The organism is Vibrio chemaguriensis (assembly GCF_012275705.1).
GTDB classification, from domain to species: Bacteria; Pseudomonadota; Gammaproteobacteria; order Enterobacterales; family Vibrionaceae; genus Vibrio; species Vibrio diabolicus.
Genome location: NZ_SHOE01000016.1, coordinates 15,825 through 33,855, shown reverse-complemented (window position 1 = coordinate 33,855; position 18,031 = coordinate 15,825). Strand labels below are relative to the sequence as shown.

16 protein-coding genes are annotated in these 18,031 nt (G+C 44.6%); 4 read left to right on the top strand and 12 right to left on the bottom strand.

Annotated elements, in window-relative coordinates:
* Positions 1-62 precede the first annotated feature (62 nt).
* Positions 63-2,609 (top strand): phosphodiesterase GepA, encoded by a 2,547-nt coding sequence (gene gepA, locus EX191_RS15485; protein ID WP_005395037.1) that lies wholly within the window; start codon positions 63-65, stop codon positions 2,607-2,609.
* A gap of 147 nt (positions 2,610-2,756) precedes the next feature.
* Entirely contained in the window at positions 2,757-3,761 is a 1,005-nt protein-coding gene (gene add, locus EX191_RS15480) for an adenosine deaminase (protein WP_193448014.1), read from the top strand.
* Positions 3,762-3,830: 69 nt separating this feature from the next.
* Here add and hemN read toward each other — a convergent pair whose 3' ends face one another.
* From hemN to EX191_RS15455, 5 genes are all read right to left on the bottom strand, one after another.
* A complete protein-coding gene (hemN, locus tag EX191_RS15475; protein WP_048624602.1) occupies positions 3,831-5,222 on the bottom strand; it encodes an oxygen-independent coproporphyrinogen III oxidase in 1,392 nt (463 codons plus the stop codon).
* Between the two features lie 184 nt (positions 5,223-5,406).
* Entirely contained in the window at positions 5,407-5,895 is a 489-nt protein-coding gene (locus EX191_RS15470; protein ID WP_193448013.1) for a DUF2489 domain-containing protein, read from the bottom strand.
* A 7-nt stretch (positions 5,896-5,902) separates the two neighbouring features.
* Entirely contained in the window at positions 5,903-6,445 is a 543-nt protein-coding gene (gene yihI / locus EX191_RS15465; RefSeq protein ID WP_005394455.1) for a Der GTPase-activating protein YihI, read from the bottom strand.
* Positions 6,445-7,083, bottom strand: coding sequence for a class I SAM-dependent methyltransferase (locus EX191_RS15460; protein ID WP_193448012.1), 639 nt, complete (start codon positions 7,081-7,083; stop codon positions 6,445-6,447). Before EX191_RS15460 ends, yihI begins: the two co-directional genes overlap by 1 nt.
* An 839-nt stretch (positions 7,084-7,922) precedes the next feature.
* A complete protein-coding gene (locus EX191_RS15455) occupies positions 7,923-8,540 on the bottom strand; it encodes a c-type cytochrome (RefSeq protein ID WP_005379248.1) in 618 nt (205 codons plus the stop codon).
* Between the two features lie 159 nt (positions 8,541-8,699).
* Here EX191_RS15455 and yihA point away from each other — a divergent pair, with 159 nt between their 5' ends.
* Positions 8,700-9,359 (top strand): ribosome biogenesis GTP-binding protein YihA/YsxC, encoded by a 660-nt coding sequence (yihA, locus tag EX191_RS15450; RefSeq protein WP_005394452.1) that lies wholly within the window; start codon positions 8,700-8,702, stop codon positions 9,357-9,359.
* A gap of 507 nt (positions 9,360-9,866) precedes the next feature.
* Here the strand turns inward: yihA and spfP are convergent.
* The 4 genes from spfP to hemB all read right to left on the bottom strand — a co-directional run bounded on the left by spfP (position 9,867) and on the right by hemB (position 15,138).
* Positions 9,867-9,914, bottom strand: a complete 48-nt coding sequence (spfP, locus tag EX191_RS23185) for a small protein SpfP (RefSeq protein ID WP_438356636.1) — start codon at positions 9,912-9,914, stop codon at positions 9,867-9,869.
* A gap of 193 nt (positions 9,915-10,107) precedes the next feature.
* Positions 10,108-12,894, bottom strand: a complete 2,787-nt coding sequence (gene polA, locus EX191_RS15445) for a DNA polymerase I (RefSeq protein ID WP_193448011.1) — start codon at positions 12,892-12,894, stop codon at positions 10,108-10,110.
* A 620-nt stretch (positions 12,895-13,514) separates the two neighbouring features.
* Positions 13,515-13,949: a GNAT family N-acetyltransferase gene (locus tag EX191_RS15440; protein ID WP_193448010.1), complete on the bottom strand. Its 435-nt coding sequence runs from the start codon at positions 13,947-13,949 to the stop codon at positions 13,515-13,517.
* 127 nt (positions 13,950-14,076) lie between these two features.
* Positions 14,077-15,138, bottom strand: a complete 1,062-nt coding sequence (gene hemB / locus EX191_RS15435) for a porphobilinogen synthase (RefSeq protein ID WP_031777176.1) — start codon at positions 15,136-15,138, stop codon at positions 14,077-14,079.
* 184 nt (positions 15,139-15,322) lie between these two features.
* Between hemB and EX191_RS15430 the strand changes: the two genes are divergently transcribed.
* Complete coding sequence (locus tag EX191_RS15430) at positions 15,323-16,084, top strand: TatD family hydrolase (RefSeq protein ID WP_046874158.1); 762 nt, start codon at positions 15,323-15,325, stop codon at positions 16,082-16,084.
* Between the two features lie 460 nt (positions 16,085-16,544).
* Here the strand turns inward: EX191_RS15430 and tatC are convergent, their stop codons facing one another.
* From tatC to tatA, 3 genes are all read right to left on the bottom strand, one after another.
* Positions 16,545-17,297 (bottom strand): twin-arginine translocase subunit TatC, encoded by a 753-nt coding sequence (gene tatC / locus EX191_RS15425; protein WP_005394442.1) that lies wholly within the window; start codon positions 17,295-17,297, stop codon positions 16,545-16,547.
* Positions 17,298-17,365: 68 nt separating this feature from the next.
* Positions 17,366-17,764: a Sec-independent protein translocase protein TatB gene (gene tatB / locus EX191_RS15420; RefSeq protein WP_005382959.1), complete on the bottom strand. Its 399-nt coding sequence runs from the start codon at positions 17,762-17,764 to the stop codon at positions 17,366-17,368.
* A gap of 3 nt (positions 17,765-17,767) precedes the next feature.
* Positions 17,768-18,013 carry a Sec-independent protein translocase subunit TatA gene (gene tatA / locus EX191_RS15415; protein WP_005382958.1) on the bottom strand — a complete coding sequence of 82 codons (246 nt, stop codon included), beginning with the start codon at positions 18,011-18,013 and terminating at the stop codon, positions 17,768-17,770.
* Between the last annotated feature and the right edge of the window lie 18 nt (positions 18,014-18,031).

Genomic DNA, 18,031 nt, shown 5'->3' with positions numbered 1-18,031 from the left:
CACTCGATATTAACAAAAATATCAGTACAATTGTGGCGCACCACCATCTATGTGATTAGGCAATGTCTACTGCTACGACTCAAATTACACTGCGTACCGCTGTTCTCATTCCATTTGTCATGATCTTCTTACTGGCGATCGGTGTCATTGTCTACGTCCAAAAACAAAGCTACGAAGAAGTGGTCACAGATATCAGCGACAAACAACTTTCCGTGTTAACCGAAAGTGTCCACGACCACCTTAATAGCTATCTGCGCAAACCGTTTACTGCGGTTATGGCTCTCGCGCATAACGTCAGCTATCACAACCTTTATCACCCTCACGACACCTCAGATATTCAAAGCTACCTGCTGAGTGCATTCAAAAACCTTTACCAATCGATACCGCAGTTGGATGTCATCGCATTTGGTTCAGAAAGCGGTGACTTTGCCGGGTTCCGCCGCGAGCTTTCCGACGATTACACCTTAATGGTTCAAGATCGATATACCGATGGTGATCTGATTATTTATGGCACCAACCATGTGAGTAATAGCATTCGAACGGTTATCTCTCCATACGATCCTCGCACTCGCCCATGGTATACGCCCGTCGCAGAGACTCAAACCTCGATGTGGTCTGAGATTTATACGAATGCCGATGAACGCCAGGATATTACGCTGTCAGCCATGACACCAGTGTATAAACACGACCAATTTGCTGGCGTGTTGGTGACAGACATTCGCATCAACACATTTAACGAATTTCTACGTGAGTTAAAATACAACACCAAAGCTTCGGTCTACATCATGGACCCAGAGCATCGTTTAATCGCTCACTCAGGCCCGGGAAGCGTCATCTCATGGGGTACAAAGTTTTCTGATAAAGGGCAGCGTTTGTTTGCGGCTGAAAACGCAGATCCGATCATCAAAATCAGTGCGAGCCGCGTTCGGTCGTTTGATCTCAACAATACTAAGCAACCTTACACCTTTTCATTTGAGCATGACGGCCAACGTATTTTCAGCCGACTAACCCCATACCGAGATCAAAACGGTTTAACATGGTTTATTGGCACCTCTATATCTGAATCCGAGTTGCTGGGTACATTGCCGAAAAGCCAACAAAAGAGTTGGCTGGTCGGGTTTATCGTCAGCTTATTTGGTATCGCCATCAGTTGGATCATTTTCAACCGAGTCACCAGACCGATTAACGCGACGGCCGACGCCGCCCAACACCTTGCGAATGGCGATTGGGACAGCAGTATGCCAAAACCTGGTTATGTGTATGAGACAACGGTACTTGTGCATGCCTTTAATGAGATGACGAGTAACCTCAGAGCCTCATTTAAAGCGTTGCGTGAGCAGTTGGTTTATGACTCTCTGACACGCTTATACAGTCGTCAGGGCTTGGTCGAAATCTGTGAGAACCAATCTCACCTGTGCCACGGCAGTTTATTTTTACTTGGTATCAACAAATTTAGAGATATCAACGACAGTGTGGGGCATCATAACGGTGATCAACTGTTGGTCAGCATCGCAGAAAGGCTAAAACAAGAGTTTAGTGATAACGCGTTACTGGCTCGGATTGGTGGTGATGAGTTCGCAGTGTTTCTCTCAAACGCCGATACTGAAGCCAAAGTTAAACAAACCGAGCGTCGATTACAGCAACTCTTTTCCACCCCATTTATGGTGGAAGGTGAGAATGTAGTGATGAAAATTTCACTTGGCATTGTGCAAACCCAACCAAATGAAACCATGCCGCTGTGGCTTCGCAACGCCAGCATCGCATTAAGCTACGCCAAGCAAGACTCACTGACCGGTGTCTGTCATTACAGCCCTGAACTAGCAAGCGCTTCAAAGTTCCGCACCCAAATGCTGACTAAGATTCAAACTGGCATCGAAAACCAAGAATTTGTCCCTCATTATCAACCTATTGTGGATCTCGCTAGTGGTAATGTGTGTGGCGCAGAAGCGCTGGCGCGCTGGCACAGTGACTCAGGAATGGTGTCACCATTAGATTTTATTCCAATCGCAGAAGAAAGCGGCATGATCAAAGCCATTGGCCAACAAATTCTGTTACAAGCTTGCCGCGATACATACCAAGCCATTCAAAGTAATCAGTGGCCATCAGACTTCCAACTGCATGTGAACATCTCCGTTAATCAACTGTCCTGCCCTGATTTTGTCGATACAGTGACCAACGTATTGGATATCACAAAATTACCCGCCAGTAACCTAACACTGGAGATCACCGAGTCGCGCATTATTGATAGCGCACCAACCACACTGGAAAACATGACCAAACTGCGTGATATGGGGATTGGGATCGCGATCGATGATTTCGGTACCGGTTACTCATCACTGGGTTATCTTCACTCACTGCCATTTACTTGTTTGAAGATTGATCGCACCTTCATCAATCAACTCACGCAAGAAAACTTAGACAGTTCGGTCGTTGCTGCGGTCATCAATATCACCGCAGGCCTCAAAACCAATGTCGTCGCAGAAGGCGTAGAGGATAGCAATCAAGCACAATTACTGCGCTCTTTAGGCTGCAACCAAGTGCAAGGCTTCTATTACAGTCGTCCAATGCCACTAGAAGAGTGGCCAACACATTTGGTTAACATGAAGTAGAAAAGAGCGAGAATCGTTGATTTCCTAGTCATCCTCTACTGACAATCTACCTAACTGTTATTTATACTTAACTGCAAATCTTACCCATGTATTGTCACAGATGATGTTTGGGCCCTGTTCCAGTTCATAACTATCCGGATCGACATAATGATAACGAAGAACCTTCCTCTTACTGATTTGCACCGCCACCTTGACGGTAACATTCGTACTAAAACGATTCTTGAGCTTGGCCAAAAATTTGGTATTGCTCTGCCAGCGTACGATATTGAGTCTCTCACTCCTCACGTTCAAATTGTCGAAGCGGAACCCTCTCTTGTTGCTTTCCTTTCTAAGCTCGACTGGGGTGTTGCGGTACTGGGCGACCTAGATGCATGTCGTCGTGTGGCGTACGAAAACGTAGAAGACGCACTAAACGCTCAAATCGATTACGCTGAACTGCGTTTCTCACCATACTACATGGCAATGAAACACAAGTTACCAGTAGCGGGTGTTGTTGAAGCAGTCGTGGACGGTGTGCAAGCGGGTATGCGCGATTTTGGCGTGAAAGCCAACCTGATCGGCATCATGAGTCGCACATTTGGCACCGACGCATGCCAACAAGAACTGGACGGCATTCTGAGCCAAAAAGATCACATCGTTGCCGTCAACTTGGCGGGTGACGAACTGGGCCAACCGGGCGATCGCTTTGTGTCTCACTTCAAACAAGTACGCGACGCTGGCCTTGGGGTAACGGTTCATGCTGGTGAAGCAGCAGGTGCAGAGAGCATGTGGCAAGCAATCAATGAGCTGGGCGCAACTCGTATCGGTCACGGCGTAAAAGCGATCCACGATCCAAAACTGATGGATTACCTAGCAGAAAACCGCATTGGTATTGAGTCTTGCCTAACATCAAACTACCAAACAAGCACGGTAGAAACGTTAGAAAACCACCCTCTCAAACAGTTCCTAGAGCATGGCGTTCTTGCGTGTCTGAACACTGACGATCCAGCGGTAGAAGGCATCGAACTGCCATACGAATACGAAGTAGCGGCACCAGCAGCTGGTCTGAGCCAAGACCAGATTCGCCAAGCACAAATCAATGGCCTTGAGATTGCGTTCCTTTCAGAAGCAGAAAAAGCGGAACTGAAAGCAAAAGTAAAAGATCGCGCTTAAATCCAGCGAAAACATAAAAAAATGCCAGCATCTGCTGGCATTTTTTATATCTTGAATCGGCGTCTATGATTAGATAACACGAGAGAATTGTTGCTGACGCGCCTTCGCTCGCAGGTACTTATCGAAGCTCATACAAATATTACGGATCAGCAAACGACCTCGCAGCGTCACACGAATTTCATTGTCATCCACTTCCACCAGCTCATCGTTGATGAAGGTCTGAAGTAGCTGCAAATCTTCTTTAAAGTACTGATCAAACTTCACTTTAAACTCAGACTCGATCGCTTTCTTGTCTAGTTTAAAATTACAAATCAGCTGCTTGATCACTTCGCGACGTAGCAAATCATCAGAGTCCAGCGAGACCCCTTTCCACAGTGCGTGACGAAGTTCGTTGACTTGAGCGTAGTATTTCTTCAGCTCTTTCTGGTTTTGCGCGTATGCATCGCCGATCATCGAGATTGCAGAGACACCAAAGCCAACCAAATCACATTCACCTTGTGTGGTGTAGCCTTGGAAGTTGCGATGCAAAATACCTTCGCGCTGAGCAACGGCAAGTTCGTCATCAGGCAATGCAAAATGGTCCATACCGATGAACTGGTAGCCAGCACCAGTCAGTGTCGCGATGGTATCTTGCAGAATCGCCATCTTCTCTTCTGCTTTAGGCAGATCTTCGTCTTTAATCTTACGCTGCGCTGCAAATAGCTGTGGCATGTGCGCGTAGTTAAACACGGACAGACGGCCCGGCTGCATTTCCAGTACTTGTTCTAACGTCTTGGCAAAAGAGTCTTTGGTTTGCTTTGGCAAGCCGTAGATCAAATCTAGGTTTGTCGAACGGAAACCCAACTCTTTTGCGCGCGCAACCATCGCAAAGATGAACTCTTCATCTTGCTCACGGTTCACCAGTTTTTGCACTTCTTTATTGAAGTCCTGAACACCGATGCTCAAGCGGTTAAAGCCTTCACTACGCAGGTGATCCAGCATGGTGATCTGAATTTCACGCGGGTCAACTTCGATACTGATTTCAGCATCACTGCTAAAGGTAAACTCTTGGCGCAACAGGCTCATTACGCGTGTAATTTGCTTTTCAGAAAGGAACGTTGGCGTACCACCACCAAAGTGCAATTGCGTTACCGTTCTACCCACCAATAAGGCTGCACGTTGACGAATCTCATGCTCAAGCACATCGAGGTATTCGTCCGCTTTGTGCGAGTGGCGCGTGATGACTTTATTACAACCACAGTAGTAACAAAGCTTGTGACAGAACGGAATATGCACGTACAGCGATAATGGGCGGTCTGGGTACTGAGTGCATGCCATATCATAATCAGAAATGGTGAACGCTTCATGGAACTCCAGCGCCGTTGGGTACGACGTGTAGCGAGGACCGGAATAGTTGTACTTATCCAATACCGCTTGATCCCAGACGATTTGCTGCTTCGATTCAGTGTGTTGATTCGACATGGTGGTACTTTCCGTTAAATGCTAGGGCAACGAAAACCGTCACCCGATATTCAGAGCCGCTATTTTGCCATACGACGATGACAAGCGTGGCAACGCCGGCTGGCTTTTTAATTATAAAACTAAAGAAGTGCTAGCGTGATCACGATACCCCCAGCAGTCATAAGGAAACCATTGGGGATAACTATTAAATCATCTGAATATTGATTTGATTATTCAGTGGCTGGACGTTTTTCTGCAACACTTTGAGCTCTTCAATGATCGCGTCAGTAAGGCGGCTTTCCGCTTTATGACGCGTCAAGTTCTGTTGCATACGCTCTTTCTTGGCAAGTTGTTGGCGTTCTTCACCACGCGCCATATCTTTCACGATATGGTAAAGCTCAGAAATTGAAGGGTACGTTTTATCAAAATCGACACGGTCTTCACCTTGTACATAATCCATGATGTTATACACACGAATACTGATTTCAGATAAATCGCATTGGCCTTGAATACCCGCCTGACACAAGGTATGCACATTCTCAAAAATGTTGGCGTTACGTTTATCTATCGCCAATTTTTGATGCTTTAGCTGCAATTCCTTTTGCTTTTTCAATTGAAGCAGAAGGTAACCTGCATAAGAAGCAAGTGCGATGATAATCACAACACCAGCAATAGCTAATAAGGTTACATTCATAGCTTAATTATCCTTTGTAGTCATCGAAGTTAATGTCGTCGAAATCTGCCAGCAAGTCATCATCATTGCGCGTGCTTTTCTCAGCAGGAGCAGTGAAGTCTTCCTCTTCTTCAGGTTCCAACAAACCTAGTTGGTCCATTAACTTCTCAATGCGATCGAGCTTCTCATCGACGTATTTCTGTAGACCTGTACCTAGGTTTTCACCCGCTTCAATACGGTCTAGCAACACGTTCAATTGCGCATCATTTTCTAGCATCTCTAGTTCTTGCTCTGCCGACAAACGACGCTCTTGCTTCGTCATTTTCTTCGCAGGCTCAACAACCAGAGGAATTTTCTTTTTACTGCCTAAACGCGGGTCGCGGTTTTGTGCAGCAGCTTGCTTTTTCTGCTCGTTAACTTCTGAGTTACGGTTACCCGTTTTCAAGCCTTTGCGCTTTTTAGCACGCTTGCGTAGGCGGCCTTCCACATCAGATTCTGTACGGTTACGAGTTACAACAAACTCAGGTGCGCCAGCGGCACCTGGCTTTCTAGATTTTTTACTACGGCTCATTACTGGGGTTTCCTCAGTAAAATTACATCATTACCAATAAATTCGAGTTCGAGCTTATCCCGCTCTGCTAGGAACTGGAACGTGTCACGACTAAAGAACACTACATGAGTGAGATCGTTCTTATAATGCCATGATTTGAAAGCCTCCACGTCGATAACCATTTTAGTCATCAGGCCTATCCAGCCCCCTGGCTTAACTAAATTCAACCATTGCTTCCACACCAAATCTGGGTGGTAGAGGTGCTCTATCACCTCTGTTGCTGTCATGAAGTCATACGTTTTTTCTAAAACCGACGTATCAGGGTGGTAGTAGAGATCGTACAACGCCATGTTGTGCCCCGCCTCTTCCAGCATCAAGGAGAGCGTTGGGCCAGGACCACAACCAAAGTCGATACCATTTGATTGTGGAGAAATTCGCTCTGTTATCGGGTCAGCAATACGCGACAAAAAGCGTCGGTAACCTAAATCTTCAGGGTTGTTCTCATGCAAATCATAGTGAGCTTTTTCGGTTTCCGCATCCAAACGTTGGTCTGGATTCACAAACACCAAACAGCACTGCTCACATTGAAGATATTCACGTCGCTTATCTTCAAAATAGTGGTGAGTACGCTGATTTTGGCATAAAGGACAGGTATGCATGCTGACTTCCTCAAACAGGGATGCGAAACATACCAGAAAGTGAACTCAGATTGGAGTGTTACTGAGTATTTTTTCAGCAATTTTTGTTAAAAAACTTTGTTTACAACCCATCGAAGTAAATAAGTGCAGTAATCGTAATTCAGATTGCGACTTACCAAGGGAAAAGAATATAAAAAAAGCGACAGTCAGACTGTCGCTTTCTAAGTGCCATCAATTGGCGAAACTGTGTTGCACACATTTGGTGCACCAATGATCCCTTTGTTTTTCGAGCTTTCCCTGCCAAAAAGAGTTGTTTTTCATCTTCCTGATGAGTTTTGGCTATCCGTTTACTTCCTGTCTACTGAGCAACTTCCTGTGCCTGATCCGTTTCACTGTCTTAACCGTCAGACGAGATGACCATCCTTATCTGATAGGCTCCCTACCTATCTAAATCCCTTTCTAAATCACCAAGCATCCGAGCTACATCCTTGGAGACCTAAACCGTGGTCTTAAATCCTTACATTCACCCCCTGTGAACAACTTCTACTTTACGCCATCCCGCGATGCTCACAAGTAATGGGTTGAAAAAATAATCCGCCTATTTTCCTAAAACATCAAAATTATCATTTAATCAAAAACTTAAAAACACCAACAAGAAAAAGCCAACATCAAGTATGGCAAATCTCTCACAAACTACCGAGCTAACTATCGCTTTCGAACTCAAAGTCGACTGTGATATTTGTCACGAACAAAAATGCCCTAGCGAATTCACTAGGGCATTTTTGTATAAGTTGCTCGAACGATGTAGGGACATCTACCCAATAAACTCAAGATGCAGGATCTTGAGCGATTTAGGTATATTAGTGCAGACCGCCAACGTATTTAGACAGCACTTCGATATCTTCGTCTGTCATTTTCTTCGCGATGTCGCGCATCATGGCATTCATATCATTACCACGGTCGCCATCACGGAATTTTTCTAGCTGAGCTTTGATGTAGTCAGCATGCTGACCAGAAATTTTCGGGAAACCTGAAAGCTCAGTACCATTGCCACGAGGACCATGACATGCAATACATGCGGTTAGGCCACGCTCGGCATCACCAGCGGTATAAAGCGTTTTTCCTTTTGCTACCACATCTTCAGGTGTTGAGTTTTCTGAAACTGGTAGCGAAGCGTAGTAAGCAGATAGGTCTGCGATATCTTCATCGCTCAGTGGCATTGCCATACCACTCATTACAGGATCGTAACGACCTTGTTTACCACCACTTGTCATGCCTAGCTTAAGTTCTTTTAACTGCTTCTCAAGATACTTAGCGTGTTGGCCTGCGAGTTTCGGGTACGTTGTTATTGCACTGTTGCCATCTGCTCCGTGACAGGCGACACAGGTTTGTGATTTTGCTTTACCAGCCTCAATATTACCTTGGGCCCATACTGAGCAACTGGCTAAAAGACTCAAAATTAGCGCTAATTTCTTCATGACATTCCATTATAATTATCAAGCTTCCAGTACCACGGAATGTGAACATACCGCGTACACTCATGGTACAATAGGCGACCTTATGCCGAGCACGGTTATTTTACACATTTTCACAAAAAAGTAATCAATCGACTACACAAAGTCGAGATGGAGTTAACAGTGAGCGTAAAAATTCATTACCAAAATACGCATTTCATCACCAGCGCACCCGATATTCGTCACCTACCGGAAGACGAAGGTGTCGAAATTGCGTTTGCAGGACGCTCAAACGCTGGTAAATCGAGTGCACTTAACCGTCTAACTAATCAAAAAAGCTTAGCCAAGACATCAAAGACACCTGGTCGTACGCAATTAATCAACCTTTTCAAAGTAGAAGAAGGTTGTCACATTGTCGATCTACCTGGGTACGGTTTTGCTCAAGTACCGGTAGAGATGAAAAACAAATGGCAGAAATCTTTGGGTGAATACCTACAGAAACGCGAGTGCCTAAAAGGCTTAGTGGTTCTGATGGACATTCGTCATCCAATGAAAGATCTCGACCAGCAAATGATTTTCTGGGCCATCGATAGCCACATTCCTGTGCAAGTTTTGCTAACCAAAGCAGATAAACTAAAAAGTGGCGCACGCAAACAAACCCTGCTGAAAGTTCGCAAACAGGTGGAAACTTTCGGTGGCGACGTTTCCGTTGATGTGTTCTCTTCCCTTAAAGGATTAGGCGTTGATCAGCTGCGCGCAAAACTGGATACCTGGTTTGCACCGGCGCTCGCACACCTGATAGAAGAAGGCGAACTGGATACCCCAGCAAGCGACGAAGAATAATTAACAATATTTGTTAAATCTTTTCGATACGGCCCTACCATTTGGTGGGGCTTTTGTTTACCTGAGCTAAATAACAGGCAATAAAAATCCCCACCTTCCTGGCAGGGATAACGGGAGAGAAAAATTGGTAATTATTGTTATGTGACGGAGCATTGCTGAACTATCGGATGATTTCAATAGCTTAAAAAGCCGCCTAACTTTAGCTTTCGCTTAATCAACTCACAACCATAACCAATAAAGAAAATACAATTCAACAAGTTAGACAGAAACCTACCCATTTCCCCTTCAACTTAGTTTCCTTCAAGAAAAAATCATAGTGTGATTGGCATAAATTTACAGACTGAATAGTTTGCGAGTTTTTGAAGAAAATTGGAGTGTAGACAATAGGTTAAAGGTGGGAGAAATATAAAGACAAGTCGTTACCAACCCAACACATTGAACAAAAAGAAAAATTTTCTTTCGCCCAATAAAAAACGCCCCAGTCAAAAGCTGACTGGGGCGGCTGAATCAGCCTAATCCAATAACGTGAAACAAAAGGTCTGAAAGATAGAACATCTTACCTCTGTACCCTACGAGTATTAATGTACAACAATTGGTCAGAATTGCAAAGAATTTTTGTAGTTTTTTTTCATGAAATTTTTATTAAGCAACATCAAAGTTAACTTTGCGCTAGCTTTTTTAATCGCAAAAAAAAGCCAGCGTTTGTGCGCTGGCTCATAATTAATTGGTTATTTTGGTCTAAAAGTGACTAATGAGCTTGATCCCAGTTGTCACCGTGCCCTGCTTCTGCAACCAACGGTACTTTTAGCTCTGCTGCAGATTCCATCAATTTCTGTACTTTACTTTCAATTTCGGACAATGATGACTCTTCAACTTCAAAGACCAATTCATCGTGTACTTGCATTAACAACTTCACACGGCCATTGCCTTCTTCCTGAATCCACTGATCAACCAACAGCATCGCTTTCTTAATGATGTCCGCAGCTGTACCTTGCATCGGTGCGTTGATTGCCGCACGTTCAGCTGCTTTACGACGCATACCGTTGCGCGATTTGATTTCTGGTAAATGCAAACGTCGACCAAAAATCGTTTCAACATAGCCCTTATCTGCAGCCGTGCTGCGCGTGTCTTCCATGTACTGCATAACGCCAGGGTAACGCTCAAAGTATTTATCCATGTAGGCTTGTGCTTCGCCGCGAGGGATACCAAGCTGCTTCGCCAAACCAAATGCACTCATACCATAGATAAGCCCGAAGTTAACGGCTTTAGCACGACGACGCTGCTCGCTCGATACTTGTTCAATATCCAGACCCATAATTTCTGCCGCAGTTGCCGCGTGAATGTCTTTACCATCACGGAAGGCATCTAATAACGCTTGGTCGCCAGAAAGGTGCGCCATGATGCGCAGTTCGATTTGCGAGTAGTCGACCGCTAAGATTTTATGGCCAGCTGGTGCGACAAACGCTTGGCGAATACGACGGCCAGCTTCGTTACGAATTGGAATGTTCTGTAAGTTCGGATCGGTAGAAGATAGACGACCTGTTGCGGTTACCGCTTGATGGTAAGAAGTATGCACACGCCCTGTTGTTGGGTTGATCATCTTCGGCAGCTTGTCCGTGTACGTCGATTTAAGCTTCGCCAAACCGCGATATTCCAAAATCAATTTTGGCAGTGGGTAATCTAGCGCGAGTTCTTGCAGAACTTCTTCATTCGTCGATGGTGTACCTGATGGCGTTTTCTTCACCACCGGTAAACCCATTTTTTCAAATAGGATGGCTTGTAATTGCTTTGGCGAGTTCATGTTGAACTCTTGCTCTGCAATTTCATACGCTTTCTTTTCAAGCTCATCAAGGCGAGCGGTAATCTCGACCGACTGCGCACTCAGCTTCATTTCGTCAATAAAGACCCCGGTGCGTTCAATGCGCGAAAGAACTGGCACCAACGGCATTTCAATCTCTTCGTACACTGTCTTCAGGCTTTCATCCTGCTCGATATTCGCAAACAAGCGATTGTGCAGACGAAGGGTCACATCCGCATCTTCTGCCGCGTATGGCGATGCTTGTTCCAACTCGATTTGGTTAAACGTAAGCTGATTTTTGCCTTTACCTGCAATTTGCTCAAAAGAAATGCAACTATGTTGTAGGAAGCGAAGCGCCAAGCTGTCCATATCGTGTTTACCGCCGACACTGTTGTAAATGTACGATTCCAACATCGTGTCGTGCTTGATACCTTTTAGCTCAATGTCATAACGAGCCAATACAGACGCATCATACTTTAAGTTTTGACCAACTTTTGCTTTCGCTGCATCTTCAAGAATTGGCTTAAGCTGTTCTAGAACCCAATCACGATCAAGCTGTTCAGGTGCATCTAGGTAGTCATGTGCAACAGGCACATAAGCGGCAATACCTTCATCGACAGCGAATGACAAACCAACTAAGTTCGCTAGCATGTAATCTAGGTTGTCGGTTTCCGTATCAAACGCAAACAACTCGGCCGTTTGAAGTTTGTCTAGCCACGCATTGAAGGTTTCTTCATCCAGAATCGTTTCATATTGGCTGCGGTCGATTGTCACTGCGGAAGTTTCGATCTCAGCATGAGAAGCAGAGGCTTGAGCAGAGCCAGCAAGCTCAACAGCTTCTACCGACCCAAAACCACCTTCAAGTAGCTCGTTCAACCAAGATTTAAACGTCAGTTGACCATACAACTTCACTAGTTCGTCTTTATTTGGTTCCGCTTTCAGCAGTGATTCTGGCGTTTCTTCAAGTTCAACATCCAATTTAATGGTTGCGAGCTCGTACGACAGCATGGCATTTTCTTTGTTATCGATGAGCTTCTTCGCCATGGTTTTAGAACCACGGAAACCTAGCGCTGCAATGTCATCGAGATTTTCATACAACTTCGTCAGACCGCCAATACCTTGCAGTAGTGCGGTCGCTGTTTTGTCACCCACGCCTGGTACACCAGGGATGTTATCTACTTTATCGCCCATCAGCGCTAGGTAGTCGATGATTAACTCAGGTGGAATGCCAAACTTTTCAACCACACCTTCACGATCCATCACGACGTTCGTCATGGTATTGATCAAGGTAATATTATCATCCACCAACTGCGCCATGTCTTTATCACCAGTACTGATCAATACAGGCATGCCCTTTTGTGATGCTTGATGCGCCAACGTACCAATGACGTCATCTGCTTCGACACCAGGAACGCAGATCAGTGGTAAACCCATCGCGCGAATAACATTGTGCAATGGTTCAATTTGGCAACGCAGATCATCCGGCATTGGCGGACGATTAGCTTTGTATTCTGCATACATATCATCACGGAAGGTTTTTCCTTTCGCATCGAAAACCACCGCGATGCGCTCAGACGCAAACTGACGCATCATGCTGCGTAACATGTTCACGACACCGTAAACGGCATTCGTTGGAATTTCACCATTACTCATGGTGCCCGGGTAGGCGTGAAAAGCGCGATATAGGTAAGAAGAGCCGTCGATAAGGATCAACGGATTTTCAGGAATACTTGCCATAATTGTCTGTATCCAATTCAGTACTTGAGAGATCTGCCTAGGATGCCATGACTGCTGATCCGAATCTATCTTGTTCGCTCGATCTAGGTCGCGTAAATTTTTCGATTTTATTCACGAAGATAACCTCACCCTGTGGATAACTCTGTTTATAGAAATTATCCACTGGTTATCCAATGATAGAAAACACAAAAAACACACATGGTAACTTATTGTTTTTAAATATTTATTTTATAAAACGGCGAGAAGATCAACGATCCTTAAATGATCATCGTGTGTGGAAAAAATACGAATAGTGACGTCAAATAGAAATCGTAGAAAAGAAAAAAGCGACCCGAATGGGGTCGCCTAGCAGAAGTGGTAAAGCAAATTCTGTAAATAGAGCAGCTTAACCAAGAAGCTATAAATTACACTGGAAGCAATGTGAGCAATGTCGTGTCAAAAAGAATTCGTGCAAGTTCTCGGAAAAATGTTTCATCACTTCTCAACTTTCAGTTAATCAACTTCTGTTAATAAGTCATTCAACGTCCTTGTGAACTCTTCCTCATTCCCTAAGACAGGATTAATAATAATGATTCTCATTTCGTAGTCAACAGTTAAATGAGAAAAAATCTCATTTATTTTCACATCGCTTTAATGAAATGAACTCGAGACTCACGAAGATTAATTTTTTCTTCAAATTTTTCAATGATATAGCCATTCCTCAATAACAATCGAAGCATAGCAGGAAACTGATTTCGAGATTTCACTTTTAACGTGTTATAGCCTTGCTCAGCCGCCCAATCTTCTTGTGCTTCCAAAAGCAATTGTGCCACGCCTTCATTTCGAGCCTCAGGAACAACACCACCCAACCAGCTATAGAAAACACCATCCTCTAATTCGTAACCTATTTTGAAGCCGACAATCGTGCCACTTTTTTCTGCAACGAGGATTAAACTGTTTTTCTCTTCTAAACGTTGAGTCATGGAGTCTACCGTTTCTCCTTTCGAAAATTCGGTAACACGTGCCACAACTTGAAGTGCTTCTTCCAATGTGCCTTCACGAATCAGCATTGTCATTGTTCTCTTCTCCAAAATAAAAATACCCAAGCACCTTGGATTGTTACTGTTGTAATCCGCCTGAGGTTACTTGGGTATATACAGACGAACAACTCTTGTTGGTCTGGTGTTTCTCACTGAGCGATAATTACTCTTCAGTCGCTTCCGGAGTACGATTTAGGTGTTGAGCAGTTTGTGCATTCTCTTCTGCCAACCACTCAGCCACATCTTTCGCAAAGTACGTTAAGATGCCGTCAGCACCTGCACGTTTGAAGCACAGTAGTGATTCCATCACAATTTCGCGCTCTTTGAGCCAGCCATTCATGATCGCCGCTTTATGCATCGCGTACTCGCCAGATACTTGATAAGCAAATGTCGGTACTTGAAGTTCAGTTTTTACTCGGCGAACTACATCTAAGTATGGCATACCAGGTTTAACCATCACCATGTCCGCACCTTCATTGATGTCTAGCGCCACTTCGTGAATCGCTTCATCAATGTTTGCTGGGTCCATTTGGTAGTTTTTCTTGTTGCCGCCTTTTAGATTTGAAGAGGAGCCAACCGCATCACGGAATGGTCCGTAGTAGTTCGATGCGTATTTAGCCGAGTAAGCCATGATTTGTGTATGAATGTAGCCCGCGTTTTCTAATGCTTCGCGGATCTTACCAATTCGGCCATCCATCATGTCTGAAGGCGCGACGACGTCAGCACCCGCTTCAGCGTGAGACAAAGCCTGCTTAACCAATACTTCTGTGGTTTCATCATTCATTACGTAACCATCTTCATCGATGATGCCGTCTTGGCCGTGCGTCGTGAATGGGTCAAGTGCCACGTCTGTGATTACACCAATTTGAGGAATGTGTTCTTTAAGCGCTCGTACTGCTCGCTGAACCAAACCTTCTGGGTTGTAGGCTTCAGTAGCACATAAGCTTTTAGCGTCTTGGTTTACGACAGGGAAAAGCGCGATTGCTGGAACGCCTAGATTTGCAAGGTATTGCGCTTCTTCTAGCATTAAATCAATCGACAAACGCTCTACACCCGGCATGGACTCCACGCTCTCACGACGATCTTTACCCATAAGAATGAACATTGGGTAAATCAGATCATTAACAGAAAGTTGGTTCTCAGCCATCAAACGACGACTAAAATCGTGCTTACGTAAACGACGCATACGGCGTGCAGGGAATGGACCTTGAATTGATACAGACACCATTTTCTCCTTGTCTGGACGGTTATGATGATCAAATCATCTGGTGAACAAAATCATATCACTCTTGATGCATGTTGCGAGTGACAATCTGGAAAAAGGTAATGAAAAAAACTGAAAATGACCCAGCACTCACACTCAAGTATACTTCGAATACGAAACCAACCATGAAGCACAGAGAGTAACGATGATCGATACCCACGCGCACATCTATGCCAGCGAATTTGATAACGACCGCGATGAAGTAGTACAACGCGCCTTAGCGCAAGGCATTAATAAGATCCTGTTGCCAAACATCGATCTGGACTCTATTGAGCCCATGCTACAAACCGAAGCAGCATATCCTGACGTGTGCCACTCAATGATGGGACTCCACCCTTGCTATGTGGATAACAACGTTGAGCAAACGTTGGAAATCATCCGCGGCTGGTTTGAGAAACACAAGTTTATTGCGGTGGGCGAAATTGGTATCGACCTGTATTGGGACAAAACCTATCGCGCCGAGCAAGAGATGGCGTTCGTAGCTCAACTTAACTGGGCAAAAGAGATGGATTTACCAGTCGTTATCCACACTCGTGATTCGATTGAAGAAACACTCACTTTGCTAAGACAAGAGCAAGATGGTCGTCTGCGTGGTGTATTCCACTGTTTTGGAGGCAGCTTAGAAGAAGCGCAAGCAATCAATGAGCTAGGCTTCCACTTAGGCTTGGGTGGCGTATCGACCTTTAAGAATGGCGGGATGGATAAAGTCATTCCACATTTGGATATGCAGTGGGTCATTTTAGAAACCGATTGTCCATACTTAGCGCCTGTACCGCACCGTGGTAAGCGTAATGAACCAGCCTACACTTCTCTCGTTGCACAACGTGTTGCCGACTTGCGTGATGTCGATGTCGCAACTATCGATGCAATAACGACTGAAAATGCCAAAAAGCTGTTTAATATTTAATTCACGAAAATTGAAAAAAGCGACGAAATCAACGTCGCTTTTTTATTACCTAAACTATTGAATGAATGATTCAACCTATTGAAATAATAGAACAACCCACACAAAGTTATTGATAAACATAATAATTAACTAGCAACTCTACTTACCTCTCATATCGCCACTTTACTTCGTCTGTTTTGCAAAACTGTCGACAATTAGACATATTCTTTTTCTATACTGCTTTATGCCCATTAATTAGCACAAATGTAAAACAGCATGAATATGGAAGTTGAAGTGTGTACACATGGTGCTTACTTACAACGCGTACCGCGCAGTTTTTTTCAAAAGCTGCTGGGCATCAAGGAAGTATACGTATGCACAAAGTGTGGTTACGTCATGAAAGTTAAGTAGTTAGCCCAAGAAACAAACCAACCGCAAAAAAAGCGGCTCAATTGAGCCGCTTTTTACATCTACAGTAAACTTATTCTTCGGTTTCAGCTTCTGCCTCTTCGCCTCGACGCGTATAAAAACGCGCAAAGAATAAACCGACTTCAAACAGTAAACACATCGGAATAGCGAGTAAGGTTTGCGAGATCATGTCTGGTGGCGTTAACACCATACCTACGACAAACGCCGCCACAATGATATAAGGCCGTTTCTGTCTTAGATCTTCTGGTGTGGTGGCCCCAGTCCAACACAACAAAATAATCGCAACAGGCACCTCGAATGCGATACCAAACGCCATAAATAGCGCCAGCACAAAGTCGAGATAACTCGAGATATCAGTTGCAAACTCTACCCCACCAAGAGAGATAGCTGTAAAGAAGCCAAACACCAATGGGAATACCACAAAGTAGGCAAATGCCACTCCACAGTAGAACAATAGCGAACTAGAGAACAGCAACGGCATGATCAAACGACGCTCATGTTTGTATAAGCCAGGAGCAACAAAGGCCCAAACTTGATACAAAATAAACGGCACCGCAATAAATACCGAAGCGATTAACGTCAACTTCAGTGGCGTGAAAAAGGGTGAAGCCACATCCGTAGCAATCATGGTCGCGCCTTCAGGTAGACGCTCTACTAAAGGTGCGGAAACAAACTCGTAAATGTGGTTAGAGAAATAAATTAGTCCGACAAACACCACCAACACTGCCAAAATTGAGCGCAGTAGTCGGTTGCGAAGCTCCAACAAATGACTAATTAAAGGTTGTGTCTGCTCGACGGTAGACATGGCAAACCTCTTATTAAAAACCAGATCAAAAAGGAGCTACCAATCACTAGTAGCTCCTCCTAATGAGACTATTCGGCTTTCTTATCTGCCGCTGTAACCTTGCTCTCTTCCGCTTTCTCTACCTTTTCTGCTGCTGGCTCTGTTTTTACAGGCTCAGCCTCTGAATCGGTGTTCTTTGCGTAAGGACGATTTACAGATTGCGCTGCCTTCTTCAATTCTTCGACTGAAGATTTCAACTCAGGGGACAAATCATCCATCCCCATTTGCTCTGCTTTGCGCAAGTTTTCTTGCAGCTCTTGGACTTTCAGCTCGTGTGACAATTCGTCTTTGACGCTATTTGCCATACTCTTAGCGGCACCGATAAAGCGAGACACGCTGCGAATAGCATGAGGCAAACGCTCCGGCCCAAGAACGACCAGACCAACAACAGATATTAATACCAGTTCCCAAAAACCGATATCAAACACGTTTTACGCCTGCTCTTTGTCTTTTTTCGTTTCAGGAGCAGCTTCTTTTTTCTGCTGCTCTTCTAGACTTTTTGGTTCGAAGTCTGCGTCTTTGTCATTTTTCGCAGGTTCATCTTCGCTCATCGCTTTTTTGAAGCCCTTAACGGCACCACCCAGATCGCCACCGATACCGCGTAGTTTCTTAGTTCCGAATAGCAATACAACAATTACAGCAATGATTAGAAGTTGCCAAACACTGATACCACCCATTCTCTTTACCTCGGGTCT

Excerpts from the sequence above, each read along its gene's own strand:
- gepA (WP_005395037.1), top strand. The coding sequence starts at position 63 with ATGTCTACTGCTACGACTCAAATTACACTGCGTACCGCTGTTCTCATT.
- add (WP_193448014.1), top strand. The coding sequence starts at position 2,757 with ATGATAACGAAGAACCTTCCTCTTACTGATTTGCACCGCCACCTTGAC.
- hemN (WP_048624602.1), bottom strand. The coding sequence starts at position 5,222 with ATGTCGAATCAACACACTGAATCGAAGCAGCAAATCGTCTGGGATCAA.
- EX191_RS15470 (WP_193448013.1), bottom strand. The coding sequence starts at position 5,895 with ATGAATGTAACCTTATTAGCTATTGCTGGTGTTGTGATTATCATCGCA.
- yihI (WP_005394455.1), bottom strand. The coding sequence starts at position 6,445 with ATGAGCCGTAGTAAAAAATCTAGAAAGCCAGGTGCCGCTGGCGCACCT.
- EX191_RS15460 (WP_193448012.1), bottom strand. The coding sequence starts at position 7,083 with ATGCATACCTGTCCTTTATGCCAAAATCAGCGTACTCACCACTATTTT.
- EX191_RS15455 (WP_005379248.1), bottom strand. The coding sequence starts at position 8,540 with ATGAAGAAATTAGCGCTAATTTTGAGTCTTTTAGCCAGTTGCTCAGTA.
- polA (WP_193448011.1), bottom strand. The coding sequence starts at position 12,894 with ATGGCAAGTATTCCTGAAAATCCGTTGATCCTTATCGACGGCTCTTCT.
- EX191_RS15440 (WP_193448010.1), bottom strand. The coding sequence starts at position 13,949 with ATGACAATGCTGATTCGTGAAGGCACATTGGAAGAAGCACTTCAAGTT.
- EX191_RS15430 (WP_046874158.1), top strand. The coding sequence starts at position 15,323 with ATGATCGATACCCACGCGCACATCTATGCCAGCGAATTTGATAACGAC.
- tatC (WP_005394442.1), bottom strand. The coding sequence starts at position 17,297 with ATGTCTACCGTCGAGCAGACACAACCTTTAATTAGTCATTTGTTGGAG.
- tatA (WP_005382958.1), bottom strand. The coding sequence starts at position 18,013 with ATGGGTGGTATCAGTGTTTGGCAACTTCTAATCATTGCTGTAATTGTT.